This window comes from Methylobacterium soli (assembly GCF_008806385.1).
GTDB classification, from domain to species: domain Bacteria; phylum Pseudomonadota; class Alphaproteobacteria; order Rhizobiales; family Beijerinckiaceae; genus Methylobacterium; species Methylobacterium soli.
On sequence record NZ_VZZK01000004.1, the window covers coordinates 49,553 to 70,630 of the forward strand.

19 protein-coding genes are annotated in these 21,078 nt (G+C 66.9%); 15 read left to right on the plus strand and 4 right to left on the minus strand.

The annotated features are described in order from the left end of the window. The first annotated feature begins 3 nt into the window (after nucleotides 1–3). From F6X53_RS05170 to F6X53_RS05205, 7 genes are all read left to right on the plus strand, one after another. The gene (locus F6X53_RS05170; RefSeq protein ID WP_238296525.1) at nucleotides 4–867 is read left to right on the plus strand and encodes a CheR family methyltransferase; all 864 of its coding nucleotides are present in this window, start codon (nucleotides 4–6) and stop codon (nucleotides 865–867) included. Next, nucleotides 860–1,273, plus strand: a complete 414-nt coding sequence (locus F6X53_RS05175; RefSeq protein ID WP_150997885.1) for a response regulator — start codon at nucleotides 860–862, stop codon at nucleotides 1,271–1,273. The genes F6X53_RS05170 and F6X53_RS05175 overlap by 8 nt, the downstream gene beginning before the upstream one ends. Next, nucleotides 1,270–3,546 (plus strand): chemotaxis protein CheA, encoded by a 2,277-nt coding sequence (locus tag F6X53_RS05180; protein WP_150997887.1) that lies wholly within the window; start codon nucleotides 1,270–1,272, stop codon nucleotides 3,544–3,546. The genes F6X53_RS05175 and F6X53_RS05180 overlap by 4 nt, the downstream gene beginning before the upstream one ends. A gap of 362 nt (nucleotides 3,547–3,908) precedes the next feature. After that, a complete protein-coding gene (locus F6X53_RS05190) occupies nucleotides 3,909–4,292 on the plus strand; it encodes a response regulator transcription factor (protein ID WP_150997891.1) in 384 nt (127 codons plus the stop codon). Beyond that, complete coding sequence (locus F6X53_RS05195) at nucleotides 4,289–4,930, plus strand: chemotaxis protein CheX (RefSeq protein ID WP_150997893.1); 642 nt, start codon at nucleotides 4,289–4,291, stop codon at nucleotides 4,928–4,930. The genes F6X53_RS05190 and F6X53_RS05195 overlap by 4 nt, the downstream gene beginning before the upstream one ends. Nucleotides 4,931–5,007: 77 nt before the next feature. Further along, nucleotides 5,008–7,383: a PAS domain-containing protein gene (locus F6X53_RS05200; RefSeq protein WP_244965525.1), complete on the plus strand. Its 2,376-nt coding sequence runs from the start codon at nucleotides 5,008–5,010 to the stop codon at nucleotides 7,381–7,383. Nucleotides 7,384–7,599: 216 nt separating this feature from the next. Further along, a complete protein-coding gene (locus F6X53_RS05205) occupies nucleotides 7,600–8,514 on the plus strand; it encodes an extracellular catalytic domain type 1 short-chain-length polyhydroxyalkanoate depolymerase (RefSeq protein ID WP_150997895.1) in 915 nt (304 codons plus the stop codon). Nucleotides 8,515–8,569: 55 nt separating this feature from the next. On the opposite strand, the gene F6X53_RS05210 is transcribed toward F6X53_RS05205, so the two are convergent. Beyond that, the gene (locus F6X53_RS05210; RefSeq protein WP_238297668.1) at nucleotides 8,570–9,271 is read right to left on the minus strand and encodes a sensor histidine kinase; all 702 of its coding nucleotides are present in this window, start codon (nucleotides 9,269–9,271) and stop codon (nucleotides 8,570–8,572) included. 584 nt (nucleotides 9,272–9,855) lie between these two features. Between F6X53_RS05210 and F6X53_RS05215 the strand changes: the two genes are divergently transcribed. The 5 genes from F6X53_RS05215 (at nucleotide 9,856) to F6X53_RS05235 (ending at nucleotide 15,818) form a co-directional block, all read left to right on the plus strand. Continuing rightward, nucleotides 9,856–10,059, plus strand: a complete 204-nt coding sequence (locus F6X53_RS05215; protein ID WP_150997899.1) for a type II toxin-antitoxin system ParD family antitoxin — start codon at nucleotides 9,856–9,858, stop codon at nucleotides 10,057–10,059. Nucleotides 10,060–10,063: 4 nt separating this feature from the next. Continuing rightward, entirely contained in the window at nucleotides 10,064–12,868 is a 2,805-nt protein-coding gene (locus F6X53_RS05220) for a PAS domain-containing protein (protein ID WP_238297666.1), read from the plus strand. Between the two features lie 1,033 nt (nucleotides 12,869–13,901). After that, nucleotides 13,902–14,645 carry a Crp/Fnr family transcriptional regulator gene (locus F6X53_RS05225; protein WP_150997901.1) on the plus strand — a complete coding sequence of 248 codons (744 nt, stop codon included), beginning with the start codon at nucleotides 13,902–13,904 and terminating at the stop codon, nucleotides 14,643–14,645. A 181-nt stretch (nucleotides 14,646–14,826) separates the two neighbouring features. Beyond that, nucleotides 14,827–15,570: a Crp/Fnr family transcriptional regulator gene (locus F6X53_RS05230; protein WP_150997903.1), complete on the plus strand. Its 744-nt coding sequence runs from the start codon at nucleotides 14,827–14,829 to the stop codon at nucleotides 15,568–15,570. Continuing rightward, complete coding sequence (locus F6X53_RS05235) at nucleotides 15,567–15,818, plus strand: hypothetical protein (RefSeq protein ID WP_150997905.1); 252 nt, start codon at nucleotides 15,567–15,569, stop codon at nucleotides 15,816–15,818. Before F6X53_RS05230 ends, F6X53_RS05235 begins: the two co-directional genes overlap by 4 nt. On the opposite strand, the gene F6X53_RS05240 is transcribed toward F6X53_RS05235, so the two are convergent. Next, entirely contained in the window at nucleotides 15,815–16,561 is a 747-nt protein-coding gene (locus F6X53_RS05240) for a Crp/Fnr family transcriptional regulator (RefSeq protein ID WP_150997907.1), read from the minus strand. The two genes, F6X53_RS05235 and F6X53_RS05240, sit on opposite strands and share 4 nt — an antisense overlap. A gap of 191 nt (nucleotides 16,562–16,752) precedes the next feature. On the opposite strand from F6X53_RS05240, the gene F6X53_RS05245 reads away from it, so the two are divergent. The 3 genes from F6X53_RS05245 to F6X53_RS05255 all read left to right on the plus strand — a co-directional run bounded on the left by F6X53_RS05245 (nucleotide 16,753) and on the right by F6X53_RS05255 (nucleotide 18,125). Beyond that, complete coding sequence (locus F6X53_RS05245; protein ID WP_150997909.1) at nucleotides 16,753–17,517, plus strand: Crp/Fnr family transcriptional regulator; 765 nt, start codon at nucleotides 16,753–16,755, stop codon at nucleotides 17,515–17,517. Nucleotides 17,518–17,519: 2 nt separating this feature from the next. Continuing rightward, entirely contained in the window at nucleotides 17,520–17,783 is a 264-nt protein-coding gene (locus F6X53_RS05250; protein ID WP_150997911.1) for a hypothetical protein, read from the plus strand. Between the two features lie 132 nt (nucleotides 17,784–17,915). Then, the gene (locus F6X53_RS05255; protein ID WP_150997913.1) at nucleotides 17,916–18,125 is read left to right on the plus strand and encodes a hypothetical protein; all 210 of its coding nucleotides are present in this window, start codon (nucleotides 17,916–17,918) and stop codon (nucleotides 18,123–18,125) included. A gap of 62 nt (nucleotides 18,126–18,187) precedes the next feature. On the opposite strand, the gene F6X53_RS05260 is transcribed toward F6X53_RS05255, so the two are convergent. Together F6X53_RS05260 and F6X53_RS05265 are read right to left on the minus strand one after the other, a co-directional pair. Further along, nucleotides 18,188–20,176, minus strand: a complete 1,989-nt coding sequence (locus tag F6X53_RS05260; protein WP_244965526.1) for a PAS domain S-box protein — start codon at nucleotides 20,174–20,176, stop codon at nucleotides 18,188–18,190. Between the two features lie 28 nt (nucleotides 20,177–20,204). Continuing rightward, nucleotides 20,205–20,993, minus strand: coding sequence for an alpha/beta fold hydrolase (locus tag F6X53_RS05265; protein WP_280525998.1), 789 nt, complete (start codon nucleotides 20,991–20,993; stop codon nucleotides 20,205–20,207). Between the last annotated feature and the right edge of the window lie 85 nt (nucleotides 20,994–21,078).

A 21,078-nucleotide genomic window follows, 5' to 3' on the forward strand; every position in this document is an offset into this window, starting at 1 on the left:
CGCGTGGCCGAACCCCCATCGCCGGTCACCGACGCCGACTTCACGCGCTTCTGCGAGTTCCTCTACCGGCGCACCGGCATCCTGTTCACGCCGACCAAACGCTACTTCGTCGACCGGCGCCTCGCCGAGCGCATGTACGCCACCGGGTCACGCTCGTTCGCGGTCTACCTCGCCCGCCTGCGGTCCGACACGGACGGAGAGGTCGAGCACCTCATCAATGCGTTCACCATCAACGAGACCTACTTCTATCGGGAGGACCACCAACTCCGTTGCCTGACCTCCTCGCTGCTGCCAAAGCTCGTCGCCCGTAAGGCCCCAGGGTCGACCGTGCGGATCTGGTCGATGCCGTGCTCGACCGGCGAGGAGCCGTACTCGGTGGCAATGTGGCTCCTGGAGAACTGGCCGGAGGTCGACCGCTACGACGTCGAGATCGTCGGCTCGGACATCGACACCCGGGCGCTCGCCGCCGCTGAGGAGGGCCGGTACGGCGAGCGCGCGCTGATGCGGCTGAGCCCGGAGCTCGTCGTCCGCTACTTCGAACGCGAGGAAGCGCGGCTCGGCCCGGCCTGGCGCATCCTCGCGGACCTGCGCGGGTCGGTGCGCTTCACACCTTGCAACCTCACGAACGCGGCGGCGATGGCGACGCAGGGCCGGTTCGACGTCGTATTCTGCCGCAACGTCCTGATCTACTTCGACGACGCTTCCCGGCGTCTCGCGGCGGATAACATCTACGATGCCCTCGTTCCGGGCGGCTTCGTCTGCCTCGGCCACACCGAGAGCATGAGCCGGATCTCCCCATTGTTCAGGGTCTGCCGCTACGATGACGCCATCGTCTATCGGCGGCCGCGCGAGGGTGAGCATGTCTGAGACCCCGACCGTGCACGTCGAACCCGTCGAGTTTCCCCGCGTGCTCGTCGTCGACGATGCGAGCCTCGTGCGGATGTACTATCGCGGGATCCTGGAGAAGGCCGGCTTCGTCGTGGACGAGGCGCTCAACGGCATCGAGGGGCTGGAGCGCGTACTGGGCACGACCTACGACCTTCTGGTCGTGGACGTGAACATGCCGAAAATGGACGGCTTCAGCTTCCTCCGCGCCCTGCGGAGCCGGGAGCCCGCGGTCCGCTCCGTCCCGGCCCTGATGACCAGCACTGAGGCAGGCGACAGCGACCGAGAGGCCGCGCGAGCCGCGGGCGCGAACTTCTACTTGGTGAAACCGCTCTCCGAGGACGCGTTGATCTCGCATTCCCGGGCGTTGGCGGGAAGGCGCGCGTGAACGACCTGCTCGAACAATTCCTCGTCGAAACACGCGAGCTCGTCCAGTCCGCCACGGAGGATCTACTCGCCCTTGAGGCATCGCCGGGCGACGCGGATATTGTGAATCGGGTGTTCCGGGCCTTCCACACGCTCAAAGGCTCCGTCGGGCTGTTCGATTACCCGCCGTGGTTAGCCCTCCTGCACGCCGCGGAGGACGGCCTCTCCGCGGCGCGGGCCGGTACCCTCGCCGTCGACGCAACACTGGTCGACCTAGCGCTGGAGACGCTCGACGCGACCGCACGCTGGGCCGACGCCGTCGAAACGTCGGACGCACTGCCGGGCGCCGCCGCGACCGAGGCCGATGCCCTCGCCGGACGCTACCGCTCGCTCCTATCGCGCCGTCCGGAGACCCCGGCCTCGGATGCGGCACCCCTGCCGGAATGGGCGTCTCGGCTCGCCGGTTCCTTGATCGACCTCGGCGAGAAGCCGATGACCGCGGTGCGGTACCGACCCCACGGCGATTGCTTCTTCGCCGGGGACGATCCGCTCGGCTTGGTCCGGAAAGTTCCCGGCCTGCTGGCTGTCTCGGTCGAACCGGGTGCGCCCTGGCCCCTGGACGAGGAGTTCGACGCATACATCTGCAACCTCGACATCACCCTGCTCACTGACGCATCGCGCGCGGAGGTGGACACGGCCTTCCGGCTGGTTCGCGACCAGGTCACCACCGTCGACATGCCCGCCGTCGATGCACGAACGGTGCTTGGCGGAGCGAATCTGGCGAACGCGCCCGCGTTCGGGTCGGTCGTCGTCGCGATCCTCGCGGAACAGGTCCGGGTGCTTGCCACGGCGGGCGACGCGGATACCGACGCGGGCCGCTTGGAGGCCTGCGCGCAGGCAGCGGCAAACGCCCTGAGGTCGGCCGGGCGCGCCGGTGACGCCGAGCGCTGCGCACTGGCACTCGAAAACGGTGCCGGCGGCCTTCGCGAGGCTATCAAAGCGATACTGGCCAGCCCTTCCACGGCGGCTTCCGCGACGAACGCGGGAGAGGTTCCCGAAGTATCCGAGCCGGCCGGCGTCGATGCGGCTCGCACCCTGCGGGTCGACGCTGGCCGGGTCGACGCGCTCGTCTCCCTCATCGGCGAACTCATCGTGTCCCGCAACGCCCTCGGCCATCTCGCCATGCGGGCTGAGGCCGGCGAGGATGCGGCCACGCTGGCCCGGGCGATCCGCGAGGCCGACGCGAATATCGGGCGCCTCTCGACGACGTTGCATCGAAGCGCGGTGTCCTTCCGGCTCATGCCGCTGTCGCAGGTGTTCCGCCGCTTCGCGCGCCCCGTTCGCGAGGCCGCGCGCGGGCTCGGCAAGGAGGTGATCCTCGACATCGCGGGCGAGGACACGGAGGCTGACAGGGGAATCGTCGAGAACCTGTTCGAGCCGCTCCTTCACGTCGTACGCAACGCCGTCGATCATGGCCTTGAGGATGCGGGGACGCGGCGGCGGGGCGGCAAACCCGGAGCCGGGCGCATCCGCATCGAGGGCGGGCAGGACAGTGACGGCATCGTCGTGTCGGTATCCGACGACGGGCGCGGGATCGACCCGGCCTTCATCCGTCGCCGGGCCGTCGAGCGCGGCCTACGCTCGCCGGAGGCCGCCGCAGCCCTGGACGACGCCGCCGTGATCGATCTGATCTTCGCCCCGGGCTTCTCGACGGCGGAGAGCGTCGGAGCCCTCTCGGGTCGGGGGGTCGGCATGGACGCGGTACGCGTCGCGGCGGAACGCATGGGCGGACGCGTCTCGGTCGAGAGCCGCGTCGGTCTCGGCACCACGGTCCGCCTGCACCTCCCTCGAACCATCGCCCTTGCCCGCGTCATGGTGGTCGGGGCAGGCGGGGAAACGTACGGCATCGCGATGGATGCCATCGTCGAGGTCGTTCGCCGGCCCCGGACAGGCATCCATGCCGTCGGCGGCGGGAACGCGATGGTCCTGCGGGGTCGGACCGTTCCAGTGGTCCGGCTCGGCGCGCTGGTCGGTCAGAAGCGCCTTCCCATCGTGGACTTAGACGCGCTGCTCCTCGTCGTCCGCGCGGGCGCGGAGGCCGTGGCGCTGGAGGTCGACCGCTTCGAGGACCGCATCGAAGCCGTGCTCAGGCCGCCGTCCGGCCTTGTCGGAACCGTGCCGGGGGTGGCGGGCACGACCCTTCTCGGCGACGGCCGCGTGTTGCTCGTGCTCGACCCTGCCTCCATGCTCGGGGCCGAACCGACGGCCGCCCGACCACCCCGGGAGGAAAGGTGATGGCCGTCGTCCGCCGGACCGATACGGGGCAGGGGGCGCCGATATGCCTGGAAGGGGTCTGTCCGGTCGAGGATGCCGAGACGCTCGCCTCGCTCATCCTCGAAGACCGGACCGCGCCGGTGGACTGGACCGCATGCACCCGCATGCACACCGCGGTATACCAAGTCCTGCTTAGGTTGCGGCCCAGCGTGCTGGGGACCTGCGGAGACCCGTTCGTCGTCCGCTGGCTTGCTCGGCTCGGGCCAGGATAACGCGACGTCACCGATGCTTACGGCTATGCCTCGCAGCGGCTCTGGCGCATAAAGGGCGTCATCGTCATGCATCCGAGCGTACCGCGCGCAAATTAACCAGCATCGCCCTTCATGCCGACCACAGCCCTCATCGTCGACGATAGCAAGCTCGCGCGCCTCGTCGTCGCCAAGCTCCTGCGCCAGCTCAGACCGGACTGGGAGGTCGTCGAGGCGGTCAACTCCGACTCGGCGATATCCGTGATCGGCGAACGCCGGGTCGACGTTGCGCTCCTCGACTTCAACATGCCCGGCAAGGACGGCCTCGAATTGGCCGCCGACCTGCGCGCGGCAAAACCCGACATGCCCATCGCCGTGGTCTCGGCCAACATCCAGGACGAGATCATCGCACGCGCCCGCAGCGTGGACGCCACCTTCCTGTCGAAGCCCCTCACCGAGGAGGCGCTCGCCGGGTTCCTGTCCGGCGCTACGCTGAGGTTGCGCAGGGCGGCTTCGTGACGGCAGGCATCGTCGATCTCACCGAACTGCAGCGCGACGCCTTCACCGAGCTGGTCAACATCGGCGTCAGCAAGGCCGCCGCCAGCCTGCGCAAGATGATCGGCGTCCAGGTGCTGCTGTCCGTGCCGGCGGTGGAGATCGTTTCCCAGGCGCAGGCCGCGCGCATGATCGGCGAGCGCGAGGCGTCCGAGCTCGTCGTCGTCCAGCAAGACTTCACCGGCGCCTTCGCCGGCCGCGCCCTCTTGATCTTCCCGGAGGAGAACGGGCGCGAGCTCGTCCGCGCAGTGGCGGGCGAGGAACTATCGGCCGAGGAGGTCGCGGAACTTGAGGACGAGGCGCTCACGGAGACGGGCAACGTCATCCTGAACGGTTGCCTCGCGACGATGGCGAACCTGCTGCAGCGAACGCTGAGCATGTCGCTGCCGGAGGTCAGGAGAGGCGACGGACCCCGCATCTTCCAATCGGCCGGCGACGATAGCGCCGATGCGCTGGTCCTGTTCCTCTACATCAATTTCTCGGTGCGCGAGCGCGACATCCGGGGCTACATCGCCATGTTGATGGACCTACCCGCCCTCGAAAGCCTGAAGGTGCTGATCGACGGCTTCATCGAGCGCGCCATCGGCGAGACGGAACCGTGACGGGTCCTGCTCGTAGCGACGGCATGCCCGAGCCGTATGCCGAAAGGCCTGCTTGCCTGGAGCAAGCGAAGGCGGAGATGCGCCGCCGGGCGGGACCTTTCGTCGCCGCCCTGGAGCGGACCAGCCAGCCGATGGTGGTCACGGATCCGCGTCTCCCGGACAACCCCATCGTCTTCGCGAACCGCGCCTTCCTGGCGTTGACGGGGTACGAGGCCGGGGAGGTGCTCGGGCAAAATTGCCGTATTTTCCAGGGACCGGATACGGATCCGGCCGCCGTGGCTCGCGTGAGGTCCGCGGTAGCCGAGCGACGCGAAGTCAAGGTTCAACTCCTGAACTACCGCAAGGACGGCGGCACGTTCTGGAACGAGCTCTATCTCAGCCCGGTGTTCGACGAGCGCGGCTCCCTGATCAACTTCTTCGCCTCGCAGGTCGACGTGACGCTTGCCCGGCAGGGCGAGCTCGGCCAGGAGCGTCTCGTCGGCATGGAGCGCCGGCTCGCGGACGCGCAGCGGCAACTGAAGATCACCCTCACGGCGGCGGGGGTCGCCGGAACCTGGGACTGGGACATCCTGGGCAAGCGCCTCCACGTCGACGACCGCTTCGCCCTCCTCAACGGCATCGAGCAGGCCGTGGGGGAGGACGGAGTCCCGACGGGCGCGTTCTTCACCTGCGTCCATCCCCAGGACCGGGCGCGCGTGCGCATCGCGGTGACCGGTATCCTCAACGGCGCCGAGGTGTTCGATAGGGAGTACCGCCTGCAGGCGCCGGACGGTTCGGTCCACTGGGTCCATGCCCGCGGACGCTGCGTGTATGGCGCGGACGGCGAGCCTGCGCGGTTCACCGGTGCCCTGGTCGAGATCACCGAGCAGAAGCGGGTCGAGGAGCGATTGCGCATCGCCCAGACCGCCGGCCGCATCGGGACCTTCGAGTACGTGCCCGGCTTCGCGACCGTCGAGGTCTCGCCCCAGTTCTGCAAACTCCTCGGCGTCGTTCCGGCCGCGATCCTGGCGGTCAGCTCCGTGAACGCTCTCGTCGTCGAGGGCGACCCGCTCCTTGACCCTGGCGTGCGTGAGGCCGGCGAGCTTCCCTACGCCGAGATGCGCGTGCGATTGGCGGATACCGGCGAGACCCGCTGGCTGGCCCGCCGCGGCGAGGCGGTGCGCGCGGACGATTCCGCCGAACTGCGTCATGTCGGCGTGGCATACGACATCACCGCGGCAAAGGCGTCCGAGGTCGCCCTGCGCGAACTGAACGATACGCTGGAGGCCCGCGTCCGCGAGGCCATCGCGGAACGCGAGCAAGCCGAGGAGCAACTGCGCCAGTCCCAGAAGATGGAGGCGGTCGGCCAGCTCACGGGCGGCATCGCCCATGACTTCAACAACCTGCTGACCGGCATCGTCGGTTCCCTCGACCTTTTGCAGACCCGCATCAACGAGGGGCGGATCGAGAACCTGACCCGGTACGCGGGGCTCGCCATGGCCTCCGCGCAGCGGGCGGCTGCGCTCACTCACCGCCTCCTAGCCTTCTCGCGCCAGCAGCCGCTTGAGGCCAAGCCCGTCGACGTGAACCGACTGGTGGGTTCGATGGACGACCTGCTCCGCCGGACGCTGGGCGAGCGCGTTCGCTTGGAGGTCGTCGTGGCGGGCGGCCTTTGGCTCACGCTGTGCGACCCGAACCAGTTGGAGAACACCCTCCTCAACCTCGCCATCAACGCACGCGACGCGATGCCGGACGGGGGCAGGCTCACCATCGAGACGGCGAACAGCTTCCTCGACGACGCCTACGTCGCGCGCGAGATCGGAGTGCGTGCGGGCCAGTACGTCTGCGTCTGCGTCACCGACACCGGCACTGGCATGCCGCCCGAGGTCATTGCGAGGGCCTTCGATCCGTTCTTCACGACGAAGCCTATCGGGCAGGGCACCGGGCTCGGCTTGAGCATGATTTACGGGTTCGCCAAGCAGTCCGAGGGCAACGTCAAGATCTACTCCGAGCCCGGCGAGGGAACCTCGGTGAAGCTCTACCTTCCTCGCTATTACGGTGAGTTCGAGGAGCAAGACAGGACCGGGGGCGAGACCCCACGCGCCGAGCACGGCGAGACGGTCCTGGTGGTCGAGGATGACGACACCGTCCGGACCCTGGTCGTCGAGGTGCTCGGCGAGCTCGGCTATGCGACGCGGGAGGCATCGGACGGGCCGTCCGGCCTGCGCATCCTGCAGTCCGATGCGCGGGTCGACCTCCTCGTTACGGACGTCGGTCTGCCCGGCTTGAACGGGCGCCAGCTCGCCGACCAAGCCCGCATCGGCAGGCCTGGGTTAAAGGTGCTGTTCATGACCGGGTACGCGGAGAACGCCGCCTTTGGGGCCGGTCACCTCGATCAGGGCATGCAGATGATCACCAAGCCCTTCCCCGTGGAAGGACTTGCCAGCAAGATCCGTTCGATCATCGAGGCGTGAGCGCCGGTTGGCGAGGGGTCTGAACCGCACGCGAGCTTGTGCCGATACTGGGCCATAACATCCTAACGAGAAGCTCGCCCATTCGGATGCGGAGCCAGGACGGCGCCACGTCCCGCATGCCTGCCAGACCACGACGAGTGAGGCCAAAGGCCTGGTTGGCGCGTTGACGCGACCCGACCCCACCATGCCAACCAGACCCCTCGTGAAAGCTCATCGATGACCGGCCACCTGGCGCGCGCCCCATCACCACCGCCGGAACGGTCCATCGGCTGGTCGAACGCGTTGTCCCGGCGCTTCGGAAACATGGCCGGCCGCCGGGCCTACGACCTCATCGTGCCGTCAGGGCATGACCGAGCCGCCTTGCCGCTGGTGGTGATGCTGCATGGCTGCTCGCAGACGGCGCGCGACTTCGCCATCGGAACGCGCATGGACCAATTGGCCGAGGAGCTGGGCTTCCTCGTCGCCTACCCCGACCAACCGAGATCGGCGAACCTCGGCAAGAGCTGGAACTGGTTCCGGTACGGGGACCAGGGCCGTGACATGGGCGAGCCATCCATCCTGGCGGGCATCACGCGTCAGGTCATGGACGAGTTCCACGTCGATCCCGCGCGCGTCTTCGTTGCCGGCCTCTCCGCAGGAGGCGCGGCCGCCGCGGTCATGGCCCAGGCCTACCCGGATCTCTACGCCGCCGTCGGCATCCATTCGGGGCTGGCCAGCGGCTCCGCCGGGTCGATGTCGGCGGCATTCTCCACGATGCGCCGCGGTGCCTTGCTCACGCCCATACGGGCGAGGCATCCGGTTCCGACCATCGTCTTCCACGGGGACCGCGACGATACGGTCTCGTCGGTCAACGGCGACCAGGCCATCGCGCAGGCCCGGCCGGATGGTGAGATGATCACCGACACCATCGAGGGCCGCTCCCAAGGTGGGATGGCCTATACCCGGACCCTCATGACCGAGCCGGGCGGGTCGTGGGCCTCCGAGCAGTGGCTGCTGCATGGCGGAGGGCATGCCTGGGCCGGCGGCCATCCGGCCGGTTCACACACCGACCCCTCGGGTCCCGACGCCAGCCGTGAGATGCTTCGGTTCTTCATGGCCCATCCGAAGGGCGATGGATCAACAGGTCTATAGTGCCTATTCGGGGCATGTCGCCGAATGCGGGCTCCCGCATCCACGGGCTGCCACCTCACCCCACGAAGTACGCCTTGCTCCTTGTCAGGTTCACGACAATTCCGGCCTCGTCCCACGAGCGGGTGACGGGCCGGTTCGGCTGCCGCGTGATCGCCCGCTCCGGCAGCCTGCGTCCGTAGCCCCCCGGACCGGTCGGCTGCGTCACGGCAGGCCCGCCCCTCTCCGTCCGGGCCAGGACGAGGGTCTCCTCCTGATCCGTGCCGGAGACGTCGAGGGTGCCGGTGGGCACTGACGAGGCGCCGTCCTTCATCGAGTTCGTCGCCCGTTCGTGGATGTCCGACGCCAGGGTGGCCGCGGCGGCCTCGCCCACGCTCATCCGGGGCACGCAGACGCGGATGCGCCCGCTGAACGCGCCGAGGTCGTCGTAGGGCCTGAGAAGGATCGCGACGAGGCCGCCGAGAAGCGCCGCCTTGCCCTCGTGGCCCGGAAGCGGGCGGACGAGGTCGTGTGCCCGACCCAGGGCGCCGAGCCGCTGGGTAAGCTCGTACGCCATGTCGACCGTGGTGTTGGTCGAGCGCGAGGTGATGGCGGTCAGGCTCGTGGCGCCGGTGAGCAGGTTCTCGGCCCGGTGGCGCATCTCGCCGGCGAGAAGCGCGTGTCCCGCCTCGGCCTGCTTGCGCCCGGTGACGTCGAGGAAGATGCCGAACAGGGTCCGTCCGACGATAGCCTTGTCGTCGCCCCGGCCGCGCGCCGACACCCACCACAAGAGATCCCCGTGCAGGATGCGGAAGTCGATCCCGTCGGGGCCGATGGTCGGCCGGTGGGACGTGTGAGGACAACTCCTCGAAGGTGACGGAGCCGCTCCGCGGCAGGCCCCGTGGAACCAACGCCGCTCGTCCACGGAGAACGTGTCGTCATCGACGTTCCAGGACCGGAGGGCGACGCCGGCGGCATCGATGGCAAGCCGCAGATGCTCCGAGGATCATGAATGCGGGGCCGGGGGGAGGGGGGCTGACACAGGAACCGTTCCGACAAGGATGGCATGGCGACGGCGTGGATGCCCGGGATGGCGCCGCGGTCAAGCCCCTGCGTCTACGACGATCCTTCCGGGCGAGTCCCTTGCCAGGCCGGCCAACCGTGTCGATACGGCTGCGGCCCTCGGTGGCGCTGCCAGGTCGCCGCCCCGCCATCGAAGCGTTGGAACCTGCCGGGCGAGCGGGGCTTATGCAGCCAATCAGATCCGTCGCTGGCGGTCGGCGCGCGACTTGGCCGCAGCGTGCCGCGACCGTCCTATGGACCGGAAGGAAACACCCTGGGCGCTCGATGGGTTAGATATCGGATATGCCAGCCAAGCACTCCCGTCACATCGGCCTGACCGACACGCTCGCGACTTGGATCGTCAGCCCGGTCACCGAGGGCGTGTTCGCCTCGACAAGCGACCCCATCCGCACGGCCGTCTGGGCGCCGCGCAGCCAGGATGAGGGCAATCGTCCGGTCGAGCGCGCCGTCTCGATGCGAACGCTGCGCGGCAAGGGGCAGGCATAGGTCCATGAGTTCGGTGACTTCGGCTTTTCGCGACGGCGGCGGCATGGGCGCGCGCATGCGTGCCCATGACTGGTCCACGACATCCCTCGGCCCACGCGAGACGTGGCCCGCGGCGCTCCTGACCCTCGTGCGGGTCATGCTGAACTCGCGCCAGCCGATGTTCATCGCCTGGGGAGCCGACCGGACCTTGATCTACAACGACAGCTACGCACCCATGCTCGGCGAGCGGCATCCCGCAGCCCTCGGCCGCCCGTTCTTCGAGATCTGGCCCGAAGTGCGGGACGAGTTGGGAGCCCTGATGGATCGCGTGTACGCGGGCGACCCCGTGCACATGGACGACCTGGAACTCACCTTGCATCGCAACGGCTACCCCGAGGAGGCCCACTTCGCCTTCTCCTACACTCCCGTGCCGGGGGACGACGATGCGGTCGTCGGCCTGTTCTGCGCCTGCACCGAGACGACCCGCCAGGTGCTTGCCGAGCGGAAGGCCGCCTCCGAGCGCCAGCGCCAGCAGGCGCTGCTCCAGCAGATGCCCGGGTTCGTCGCCGTGCTGCGCGAGCCCAGCCATATCTTCGAGTACGTCAACGATGCCTACGTCACGGTCAATGGGCACCGGGATTACCTCGGGCGCACCGTCCGCGAGGTGTTTCCGGAGTTGGCCGATCAGGGTGTCTACGAGCTTCTCGACCGGGTCTATGCGACGGGCGAGCCGTTCGCGGCCCGTGCCTTACCGATCCGGTTCGCCGGCGAAACCCAGGACCGCTACCTCGACTTCCTCTACCAGCCCATCCGCAATGATGCGGGCGCCGTCACCGGCATCTTCGTCGGCGGCTACGAGGTCACGGACCAGATCCGCTCGCGAGCCGCGCTGGCGGAAAGCGACAGCCGCTACCGCACCCTGTTCGAGAGCATCGATGTCGGGTTCTGCATCGTCGAGGTGAGGTTCGACGATGCGGACCGGGCCATCGACTATCGCATCGTCGAGGCCAACCCGGCCTTCGAGCGTCAGACCGGCGCCAACGTGGTCGGCCGATGGGTCAGCGACTTCGCTCCCGACCTCGAACAGCGCTGGTTCGACACGTACGGGCACGTCGCCTTGACCGGCGAACCCGCTCACGTCGAGGACCGGGCCGACGTGTTCGGACGCTGGTTCGACGTGCGTGCCCTGCGCGTCGGCGACCCGGCCGCGCGCCGGGTCGCCGTGCTCTTCACGGACATCACCGAGCGCAAGCGCATGGAGGACGCACTCCAGGTTCTGAACAGCACCCTGGAGCAGCAGGTCTTCGAGCGCACGGCCGAGCGCGACCGGCTCTGGACGCTGTCCGAGGACATGCTGGCCCGGGCCAACTACGATGGGATGATGTCGGCGGTCAGCCCCGCGTGGACGCGGGTCCTGGGCTGGTCGGAGGCCGAACTCCTGTCACGGCCCTACGCGACCTTCATGCACCCCGATGACATGGGGCCGACGCTCGCCGGCCTTGCCCAGATGGGTGAGACACGGCAGCCGACACGCTTCGAGAACCGCATCGCCACCCTCGACGGCGGATGGAAGCCCATCGAGTGGACGGTCGCGCCCGAGCCCGATGGCACCAACTTCATCGCCGTGGGTCGTGACCTGAGCCTCGCCAAGGCACGGGAAGCGGAGCTTGCTTCCGCCCAGGAGGCCCTGCGGCAAGCCCAGAAGATGGAGGCGGTCGGCCAGCTCACCGGCGGCGTGGCGCATGACTTCAACAACCTGCTCACCGTCATCAAGTCGTCCACCGACCTCCTGAAACGTCCGGACCTGCCGGAGGAGCGCCGCAACCGCTACATCGGCGCGATCTCGGACACCGTCGCGCGCGCGGCCAAGCTCACGGGCCAGCTGCTCGCCTTCGCGCGCCGGCAGGCCTTGAAGCCGGAGGTGTTCGATGCCGGCCGGAGCGTCGCCACCATCAGCGACATGGTCGGCACGCTGAGCGGCTCGCGCATCAAGATCGTCACGGACATCCCGGACGAGCCCTGCTTCATCAACGCCGACCCAAGCCAGTTCGACACGGCCCTGGTGAACATGGCCGTCAACGCTCGGGATGCCATGGACGGCGAGGGCACCCTCACCATCACGGTGCACCCCGTCTCAGTCATTCCGCCGATCCGCACCCACCCCGCGGTCCGTGGCGACTTCGTCGCGGTGTGCATCGAGGATACCGGGGCCGGCATCGCTCCGGACCAGATCGAGCACATCTTCGAGCCGTTCTTCACGACCAAGGGCGTCGGACAGGGAACAGGTCTCGGACTGAGCCAGGTCTTCGGCTTTGCCAAGCAATCCGGAGGCGAGGTCCGCGTCCAGAGCACGGTCGGGGAGGGCACGATGTTCGTCCTGTACCTGCCGCGCGTGGCGGCCGAGGTCGCGACCCCGAGCACCGAGCCCGAGCCTCTCGTCGACGGGCATGGCATGTGCGTCCTAGTGGTCGAGGACAATACGGATGTCGGAACGTTCGCGACCCAGACCCTGGCCGAGCTCGGCTACGTCACCGTGTGGGCGACCAACACCGAGCAGGCGCTGGCCGAGTTGGCCAAGGAGGCCGACCGCTTCGACGTGGTATTCACGGACGTCGTGATGCCAGGGATGAACGGGATCGATCTCGCTCACAAAATCCGGCGGGACCACCGCGACCTGCCGGTTCTGCTGGCCTCGGGCTACAGCCACGTCTTGGCGCAGAATGGTACCTACGGGTTCGAGCTGCTGCACAAGCCGTATTCGGTCGAGCAGCTCTCACGCCTCTTGCGCAAGGTGGCGACGTGGCAGCGACGCAGGCGCATCGTCGGCTAACGGCTCAACCTCCGACAGGTCCTCGATTCCGTGCGGGACGCGATGCCTATCCGTGCTGAACGCGCGCCCGCACGCGGTCCGGACGGCCTTGCCGTCGCGGCGGTCGAGCCCGTAGGCGACCGTGACGTCCTTCTGCGATACGGCATGGCTTGCGGCGATCGGTCGACAAGCTTGCCGGGACGTCGGCAAGGCATGGCCGACGCCGTCCCGGCAAGGCCCACCCGTGCACCGGTCGGAGTCATCCTGACGTTCTCGCCACAGACCCGGAACCGCCGGGCTTGCGGGAGTAGATCATGTCGGACCGTCCTAGTGGTCAAAATCTGACGCTTGGTACCCGTGGCGAGGGGCCGCTTGCGACCCTTCTCGGGCCGTCAGAAGGTCCGCTTGTCGGCAGTCTGAGCGGCACTGAAGACCGAACCTGGCCGTTTGCGGCCCGTCCGCTTCGGCGATCAGGTCGTGGGTCAGCAGACATTCGGCGCGGCTCAGGTGAAGGCCCCAGATTGACCCCTTCCGGACCTTCGCGGCAGACGAGTGGAGCGTCCGGTCACGAGCGCTTTCCGGACATTTGATTTCCCGACATGCTTTCACGACACATTTGGTCTCCATCAGGCCCGCCGCAGACGGCACGGCCGACCTGTCGGATTATCCGTCGTTTTCCCGACAGAGCGTTTTGCGCCGTTTGGAACACCCCTTTGGAGCAAACCCTATTAGAACGCGGTGTGATCAGTACGGACAAGCTCAGACATGTGCCGGGTTCATCGCCATGGTGACGGCCGTGGTTTGGACTCGCTCAGATCATGGCCATGAGCAGGCCTTGTAATCGAGGGAACTTAAGTCCGGCGAACAGAAACATTCAACAATTATCTTGGCCATAGATTTCTGAAATTCGCCGTTTCCATACCAAAAAGCGGTCATATGTCGGTGCGGCCGATTAACACGCTCCCTAAACTGCCCTCATCATTGGCAGATCTGGTGCAGGCGCTGATGGCAGGGAGAGGCGTGCGCTTCCGCTTGCGAGACAGGGCATGCCATCATGAACTCCGCTCCCGATCACTCTCTCAACATGCTCGTGCGCAAGCTGGAGAGCGTCGCACCGCTCTCGCACGACGAGCGGCAGGCCATTCAGAGCCTGCCAGTCATGACCCGGATCCTGCAACCGGGGCAGGACATCGTGCGCGACGGAGGTCAGCCCTCGCAGTGCTGCCTCGTCCTCGACGGCTGGACCGCGCGTTACAAGCTGCTGAGTGAGGGGCGGCGGCAGATCCTCTCGTTCCATATCCCAGGCGACATCCCGGACCTACAGAGCCTTCACCTCGCCGTGATGGATCACAGCCTCTGTTCCATGACTGTGAGTACGGTGGCTTTCATCCCGCACGAGAGCCTGCGAGATCTGACAGCCCGCTTTCCCGGGCTTGCAGCGGCTCTCTGGCGCGACACCCTCATCGATGCAGCCATCTTCCGTGAGTGGATGATTGGCATCGGCCGCAAGTCAGCTCACGGCCGGATCGCTCACCTGTTCTGCGAGATGTACCTCAAGCTCCACGCCGTCGGCTTGGCTGACCATCATCGCATGCCGTGGCCGCTCACGCAGATCGACATCGGCGATGCGCTCGGGTTGTCGAACGTGCACGTCAATCGCGTACTTCAGAATCTGCGGAACCAGAAGCTTATCATCCTGGACCGGCGCAACCTCACGATGGGGGACTGGGAGGGCTTGTCCGAGATGGGCGAATTCGATCCGGTTTACCTGCACCTGGAGAGGCGCGCCGCCGCGTAGTCGATGGCACCAACGGCCGACCTGTAGCATGTTTGGGTCGTCTGGGCCGGCATCCGTGACCTCAGTGGGTGTTTGCGGGCAACAAGCGTGCTATTTCTTAGAGATCGTCAGCGGTCCCCACACAGGTGCTGACGGCTGGGAGAGCCGCGCGCTTCCGCCTGCAATGCAAGGCGAAGCCGCGATGGCCTCGAACTTCACCCATCCCCTGTTCCCGCTCATCCGCAAGCTGGACAGCATCGCCACCCTCACGGATGAGGAGCGGCAGGCGGTCGAGAACCTCCCCGTCAGGATCCGGGCACTCCGGGCGCGCCACGAGATCGTGCGCCATGGCGAGAAGGCCTCGCAGTGCTGCCTCATCCTCGAAGGCTGGGCTTGCCGCTCCAAGGTCATCAGCGAAGGCAAACGCCAGATCTTCTCGTTCCATATCGCGGGCGACATCCCGGATCTGCAGAGCCTGCACATCCCGCTGATGGATCACGACCTCTGCACGTTGACCCAGGCCACAGTGGCGTTTATCCCGCACGAGGCTGTACGTGACCTCACCATGCGCTTTCCAAGCATCGCGGCCGTGTTCTGGCGCGACACGCTCGTGGATGCGGCGATCTTCCGGGAGTGGATGATCAGCATGGGCCGGCGCACAGCCTTCGACCATCTCGCCCATCTCTTCTGCGAGCTGTACCTGAAGCAGCAGGCCGTGGGCTTGGCCGGTGAGCACCGCTGTCCCTTGCCGATCACGCAAGGCGATCTCGCCGACGCCACAAGCCTGTCGAACGTGCATGTCAACCGCGTGCTGAAGGAGATGCGCGGCAAGGGCCTGATCACGCTACGCAGCAACACGCTGGTCATCGAGGCGTGGGATGAACTTATCCGGGCGGCGGAGTTTGATGCTACGTATCTGCATCTGCAGAAGCGAGCCGTCCCATGAGCCTGCACCTCCAGCCGGTGCGCGTTGCCACCAGCAGTGACGACAGCGAGAGCCAACTCGTGTTCGCTGAAGGCTTTCTCGTGGCGATGCTGGTGCACCTCTCGGAGCAGCACGAGGACGATGCCGGGCGATGGTTCCTGGAAGCCGGGTTCGGGCGAATTCCGTCGCGAGACCATCCGACGTTCTTGGACCTGGATGAGGCGCAAACCTGGATCAGGCAGCAGCTCGGCAACGCATACGTCAGCTAGACGCGTAGATCCGAACTTGCCGAGCGACTGAGCGCGTTTTCGACCGGTCCGGCGATCAGCCGGTCGTACTCGGCCTCAGGCACCCCATAGGACGCACCCGCAATCACGAGCAGCGCCTTGCGATTGCAAATGGTCAGGATCCCGCGCTGTCTTTGGATGATCCCAGACCGCTCGAAGGTGGACACGGCTGCGGTCAGACCTGGACGGTTGACCCCAAGCATCAACGAGAGGAACTGGTGCGTCGTCGGTAGCTCATCGCCCTCGGTGCGGTCGTGGCACATCAGCAGCCAGCGCGCGAGACGCTGTTCCAGTCTGTAGCGCCCATTGGCCAGAGCGGTGGCAGTGGCCTGCACAGCGAGGACGTGGGCATAGCGGAGAAGGTGACGGTGCAGGCGCGGGCTGCGCCCGAGCGCCTCGCTCAGGGCAGCCGCAGGCATGACGTAGGCCAGCCCAAGCGCCTGCACCCGGGCCTCGTCCGGGGTTTGGCCCGCATCGAGTAGAACCGGAACGCCGACCATGCCTTCGCAACCCACGAGCCCAACCTCGATCTGCTGGGTGTCTGCCGCGACGCTGACGAGCGAGACGATGCCCTGCGCGACGAAGGCCACCTGCCTGATCGGCGTGTTGGCTGGGATCAGCACGTCTCCCACCGAGAGCGTCATCAGCTCCAGGTGCGGCTGCAGCAGAGCAAAGTCCGCCGCCGGCAGCGCCAGGAGTAGGCGGTTCATGCAGGTACGCTGCATCGGCTGAGACACAATCCTGTCCACCTTGCGGCAGGAGGCAAGCACCCTTGCACGTTTGCACCCGAGCCTAGGGGTCGGCAACGGGTCTCTTGAAATTACAAGCGAATTTGCTCCAGGAAATGGTCATATGTCGTCGCGGGCGTCGGATAACCGACATAAGCTGCAACATCGCTCTCGATTGATGTGGCCCGATGCAGGACGCGCTGACCCGCAAGCTTGAGAGCTTCGAGGAGCTGACCAATGAGGATCGGGGTGCGCTGAACGCCCTGACGCTCAAGGTCCGACAGGTGCGAGCGCGGACGGACCTGATCCACGAGGGTGACGCACCCGACACGGTCCACCTCATCCTCGACGGCTACGCCTGCCGCTACAAGGTCTTGGCGGACGGCCAGCGCCAGATCATGGCCTACCTGGTGCCAGGCGACTTCTGTGATCTGAACGTGTTCATTCTCGATCAGATGGACCACAGCATCGGCACGATCACGGCCTGTCAGGCCGTCGACATCCCGCGTCAGGCCATCGAGGCGATTACGGCCGATCACCCCCGTGTCACCCGGGCACTGTGGTGGTGCGCCCTGGTCGACGAGGCCGTGCTGCGCGAGTGGCTGGTCAACCTGGGCAGTCGGCCGGCTAACCACCGCATCGCCCATCTGCTGTGCGAGCTGCTGCTGCGGCTCGAAGCCGTCGGGCGGGTCACCAGCAACAGCTACGACTTCCCCTTCACCCAGAGTGACATCGCTGACACGATGGGCCTGTCGAACGTACATGTGAACCGCACGATCCGGGAGCTGCGCGAACTTGGCCTCGTCGCGCTCAAGCACCGGACCGTGACCATCCTGGATGTCGAGCGCCTCAAGGCTTACTGCGGCTTCAACCCGAACTACCTCCACCTCAGAAACACGCGCTGGAGTAACCGCCGGAGCGTGCCGTGGCTGAGCAGCGGCCATGGAGGCTAGGTGTGATCGGCCAGAACAACATCGAGACGCTTGTGGTTCTGCAGCCGATTGCCGTCGACACGGCAAGCCCGGACCGGGACGGCATGCTGGTGATGGCCAATGGGCTGCTGGTCGGCGTTCTGGTTCGCCTCGACACGCCTGAGCACGAGAGCTTTGGTGGCTGGTTCATGGAGGCGGGTCTGGGGCGTCTGGCAGGGCTGCGCATTCCTGCCTTTGACACTCTGGAAGACGCGACGCGTTGGCTACGGCGTCACCTGAAGCCTTGAGCGGGCCGAAGACACGAGGATGGCTCCATAACGCCCAGTCCGCGAACCCCGGCGCTCGCTGCTTTCGCATCCCTTCTGACCTCGGATAAGGGTTTGGTATCCGGGGGCAGGAGCCCGGCGGGGCAATGCACGATGGCAGGAACAACGGAAGACCGGCTCGACGATCTGAACGGGCAGATCGCGGTGCTGAAAATGGAGCGGGCCGATCAGGTCCTGCTCGTCGAGGCACGGATTGACCGCGGCCAGGACGCCACCGAGGACACGGTGGTGTTACGGGAGATCGAGGCGCGGATCGCGACGCTCCAGACCCGCACCGCGACCTTCGCGCGAGATCCCCGATGAGCCGATTTCGGCTGCACCGCGACTGGCGCGAGCCGGCTCATGACCCGCGAGTCTTCTTAGGGTCAATCCTTGATCAGGCTCTTCATGCGTGAGGCCAGCGCTTCCATCGCAAACGGCTTCGTCAGGACGTGCATGCCCGGCTCCAAGAGGCCGTTGCCGACCGCCGCGTTCTCGGCGTAGCCCGTAATGAACAGCACCTTGAGGTCCGGCCGCGTCACGCGAGCCGCATCCGCCATCTGCCGCCCGTTCATGCCGCCGGGTAGGCCGACATCCGTTACCAAGAGGTCGATGGGCACGTTCGATTGCAGCACCTTCAGGCCCGCCGCGCTGTCGGCTGCCTCGATGGCGGTGTAGCCGAGTTCTTCGAGAACCTCTGTCACCAGCATCCGCATCGTCGGCTCGTCGTCGACGATGAGTACCGTCCCGTCCTGCTCGGTCCGAGGCGCGGTCGACAGCGCGTAGGGAGCCTCCTCCGCGTCTACCGCGCCGTAGTGGCGCGGCAGGTAGAGGCACATCGTCGTGCCCTGTCCCACCTCGGAGTAGATCCGCACCTGTCCGCCAGACTGCCGCGCGAACCCGTAGATCATCGACAGCCCCAGCCCGGTGCCCTGGCCGGCGGGCTTGGTGGTGAAGAACGGGTCGAACACACGGGAGATTACGTCCGGCGGCATGCCGGTGCCCGTGTCCGTCACGCAGAGCGAGAGGTACTGTCCCGGCGGCAGATCGCGCTCTCGCGCAGTGCGCTCGTCGAGCCACTTATTGGCGGTTTCGATGGTGATGCGCCCGCCATCCGGCATCGCGTCGCGCGCATTGATGCACAGGTTCAGCAGCGCGTTCTCAAGCTGTGGCGGATCGATCAGGGCCGGCCAGAGACCTGAGGCGCCGACGGTCTCGACGTGGACGGACGGCCCGACGGTGCGCCGGATGAGTTCCTCCATGCCGGCTACCAGCCGGTTCACGTCGGTGGGCTTGGGGTCGAGGGTCTGACGCCGCGAGAACGCGAGCAGGCGGTGCGTCAGGGCTGCGGCCCGCTTGGAGGCGCCCTGGGCGGCATGCATGTAGCGGTCGAGGTCGTTGAGCCGCCCCTGGCTCAGGCGGGTCTGCATCAGCTCCAGGCTGCCGGAGATCGCCGCGAGCAGGTTGTTGAAGTCATGCGCCAAGCCGCCCGTGAGTTGGCCGACGGCCTCCATTTTCTGCGATTGCCGCAAGGCGTCCTCGGCCTCAGCCAGCAAGGCCGCTTGCTCATGCTCGGCAGTGGTTTGACGCCCGGTCGCGTAGACCTCCCCCTCCTCGAACGCGCCCGTCCAGGCGAACCAGCGGTAGGAACCGTCCGCGTGGCGCAAACGGTACTCGTAAGGCTTGGTGAGCGGCGCCTCGAAGATGCCGGCGAACGCGGCCTGCGTGGCAGCCAGATCCTCCGGGTGGGTGAACGCCACAAAGCTCTGCCCGACGAGATCGGATGCTTGCCATCCCAATTGCTCCGTCCAGGCGGCATTGACCTGGGTCAGAACTCCGTCCGCCCGGGCGATGACGAGGAGGTCCCGCGAGAGCCGCCAAGCGCGATCCAAGGCGCGCGCACGCTCGGCCACGCGGGCCTCCAACGTCGCGTTGAGATCCTGCAGGGCGATGCTGGCCTGCTCGGCTGTCCGGCGCGCCTCAAGGAGCTCCCGTTCGTACCGCCGCCGGTCGGAGGCGTTGAACACCGTAACCCGGATGAACCGGACGCCGCCTGTGTCGTCTCGACGGACGACGGCGTTGACGAGCACGGGCAGCGTTGTCCCGTCCGCGCACACGAGGTCGAGGGCAACCTCGTTGAAGAAACCCTGCATGCGTAAGAGTGGAGCGAAGTGGGTCTCGTAGTAGATCTTGCCCGCGATGTTCAGCAGGTCGAGGAAGCGGCGTCCGACGAGCTGCTCGGAGCCGTACCCGGTCCAGGTCGAAAAGGTGCGGTTGGCCTTGGAGATCCGTCCGTTCGCCAGCGCTGAGATGTAGCCGCAGGGCGCGTTCTCGAAAAGGTCTTCCAGGTCGTCGGCCTCCTGCGGCCCGGACACTGGCGTCGCCTCGTTCAAGTCGTCGCCTTCACAGGAATGCCTTCATGGCCGCAATGGTCGCCTCGGGGGCGCTCAGGTTCGGGCAATGGCCCGTCGCGTCGATGAGAACGAGTTCGCTGTTGCGAAGGTTGCTATGCACGTAGACGCCGACGGAGCGCGGCGCGATCACGTCCTCGGAGCACTGGATCACGAGGCAGCGCGCGGTGACGCCGGCGAGGTCGGCGCGGTTGTCCGAGAGGAAGGTGGTCCGTGCAAAACTCTTGGCGATCTCCGGATCGGTTCGGCAGAAGCTGTTCGTCAGCTCCTCGCCCAACTCTGGGTGGTCGGGGTTGCCCATGATGACGGGCGCCATCGCGTGCGACCACCCCATGTGGTTGCTGTCGAGGAAGTCCAGAAGCTCGTGGACCTGCGCCTCGCTGAAGCCGCCCTCGTAATCGGCGTCATCGATGTACCGGGGCGACGGGCACACCATGACGAGGGCATCGAAAAGTTCGGGCGCCTTTTTCGAGGCCAGGACCCCGATCATGGTGCTCACGGAGTGCCCAACGAAAACACCACCCCGCACGTCCAAGGCGCGGCAGAGCTCGACGACGTCGTCGGCGTACCCGTCGAGGGATGCGTACTTCTGCGGGTCATAGGCCGAGAGGTCGGAGCCACCCGCGCCGACGTGGTCGAACAGGACTGTGCGGTAGCCGCCCTCGAAGGCCGGAGCCACGAAGCGCCACATGTTCTGGTCGCACCCGAAGCCGTGAGCGAAGACCATTGTCGCGGGACCGATACCTGCCAGCTTGATGTTGTGCCGCTGGATGACTGACAACGCTACACTCCTTCGCGCTGCCCCCGTCGTTACACCCAACGCTCCATAACGCCCAGTCCGCGAACCGCGCCGCAGCCGAAAGGCG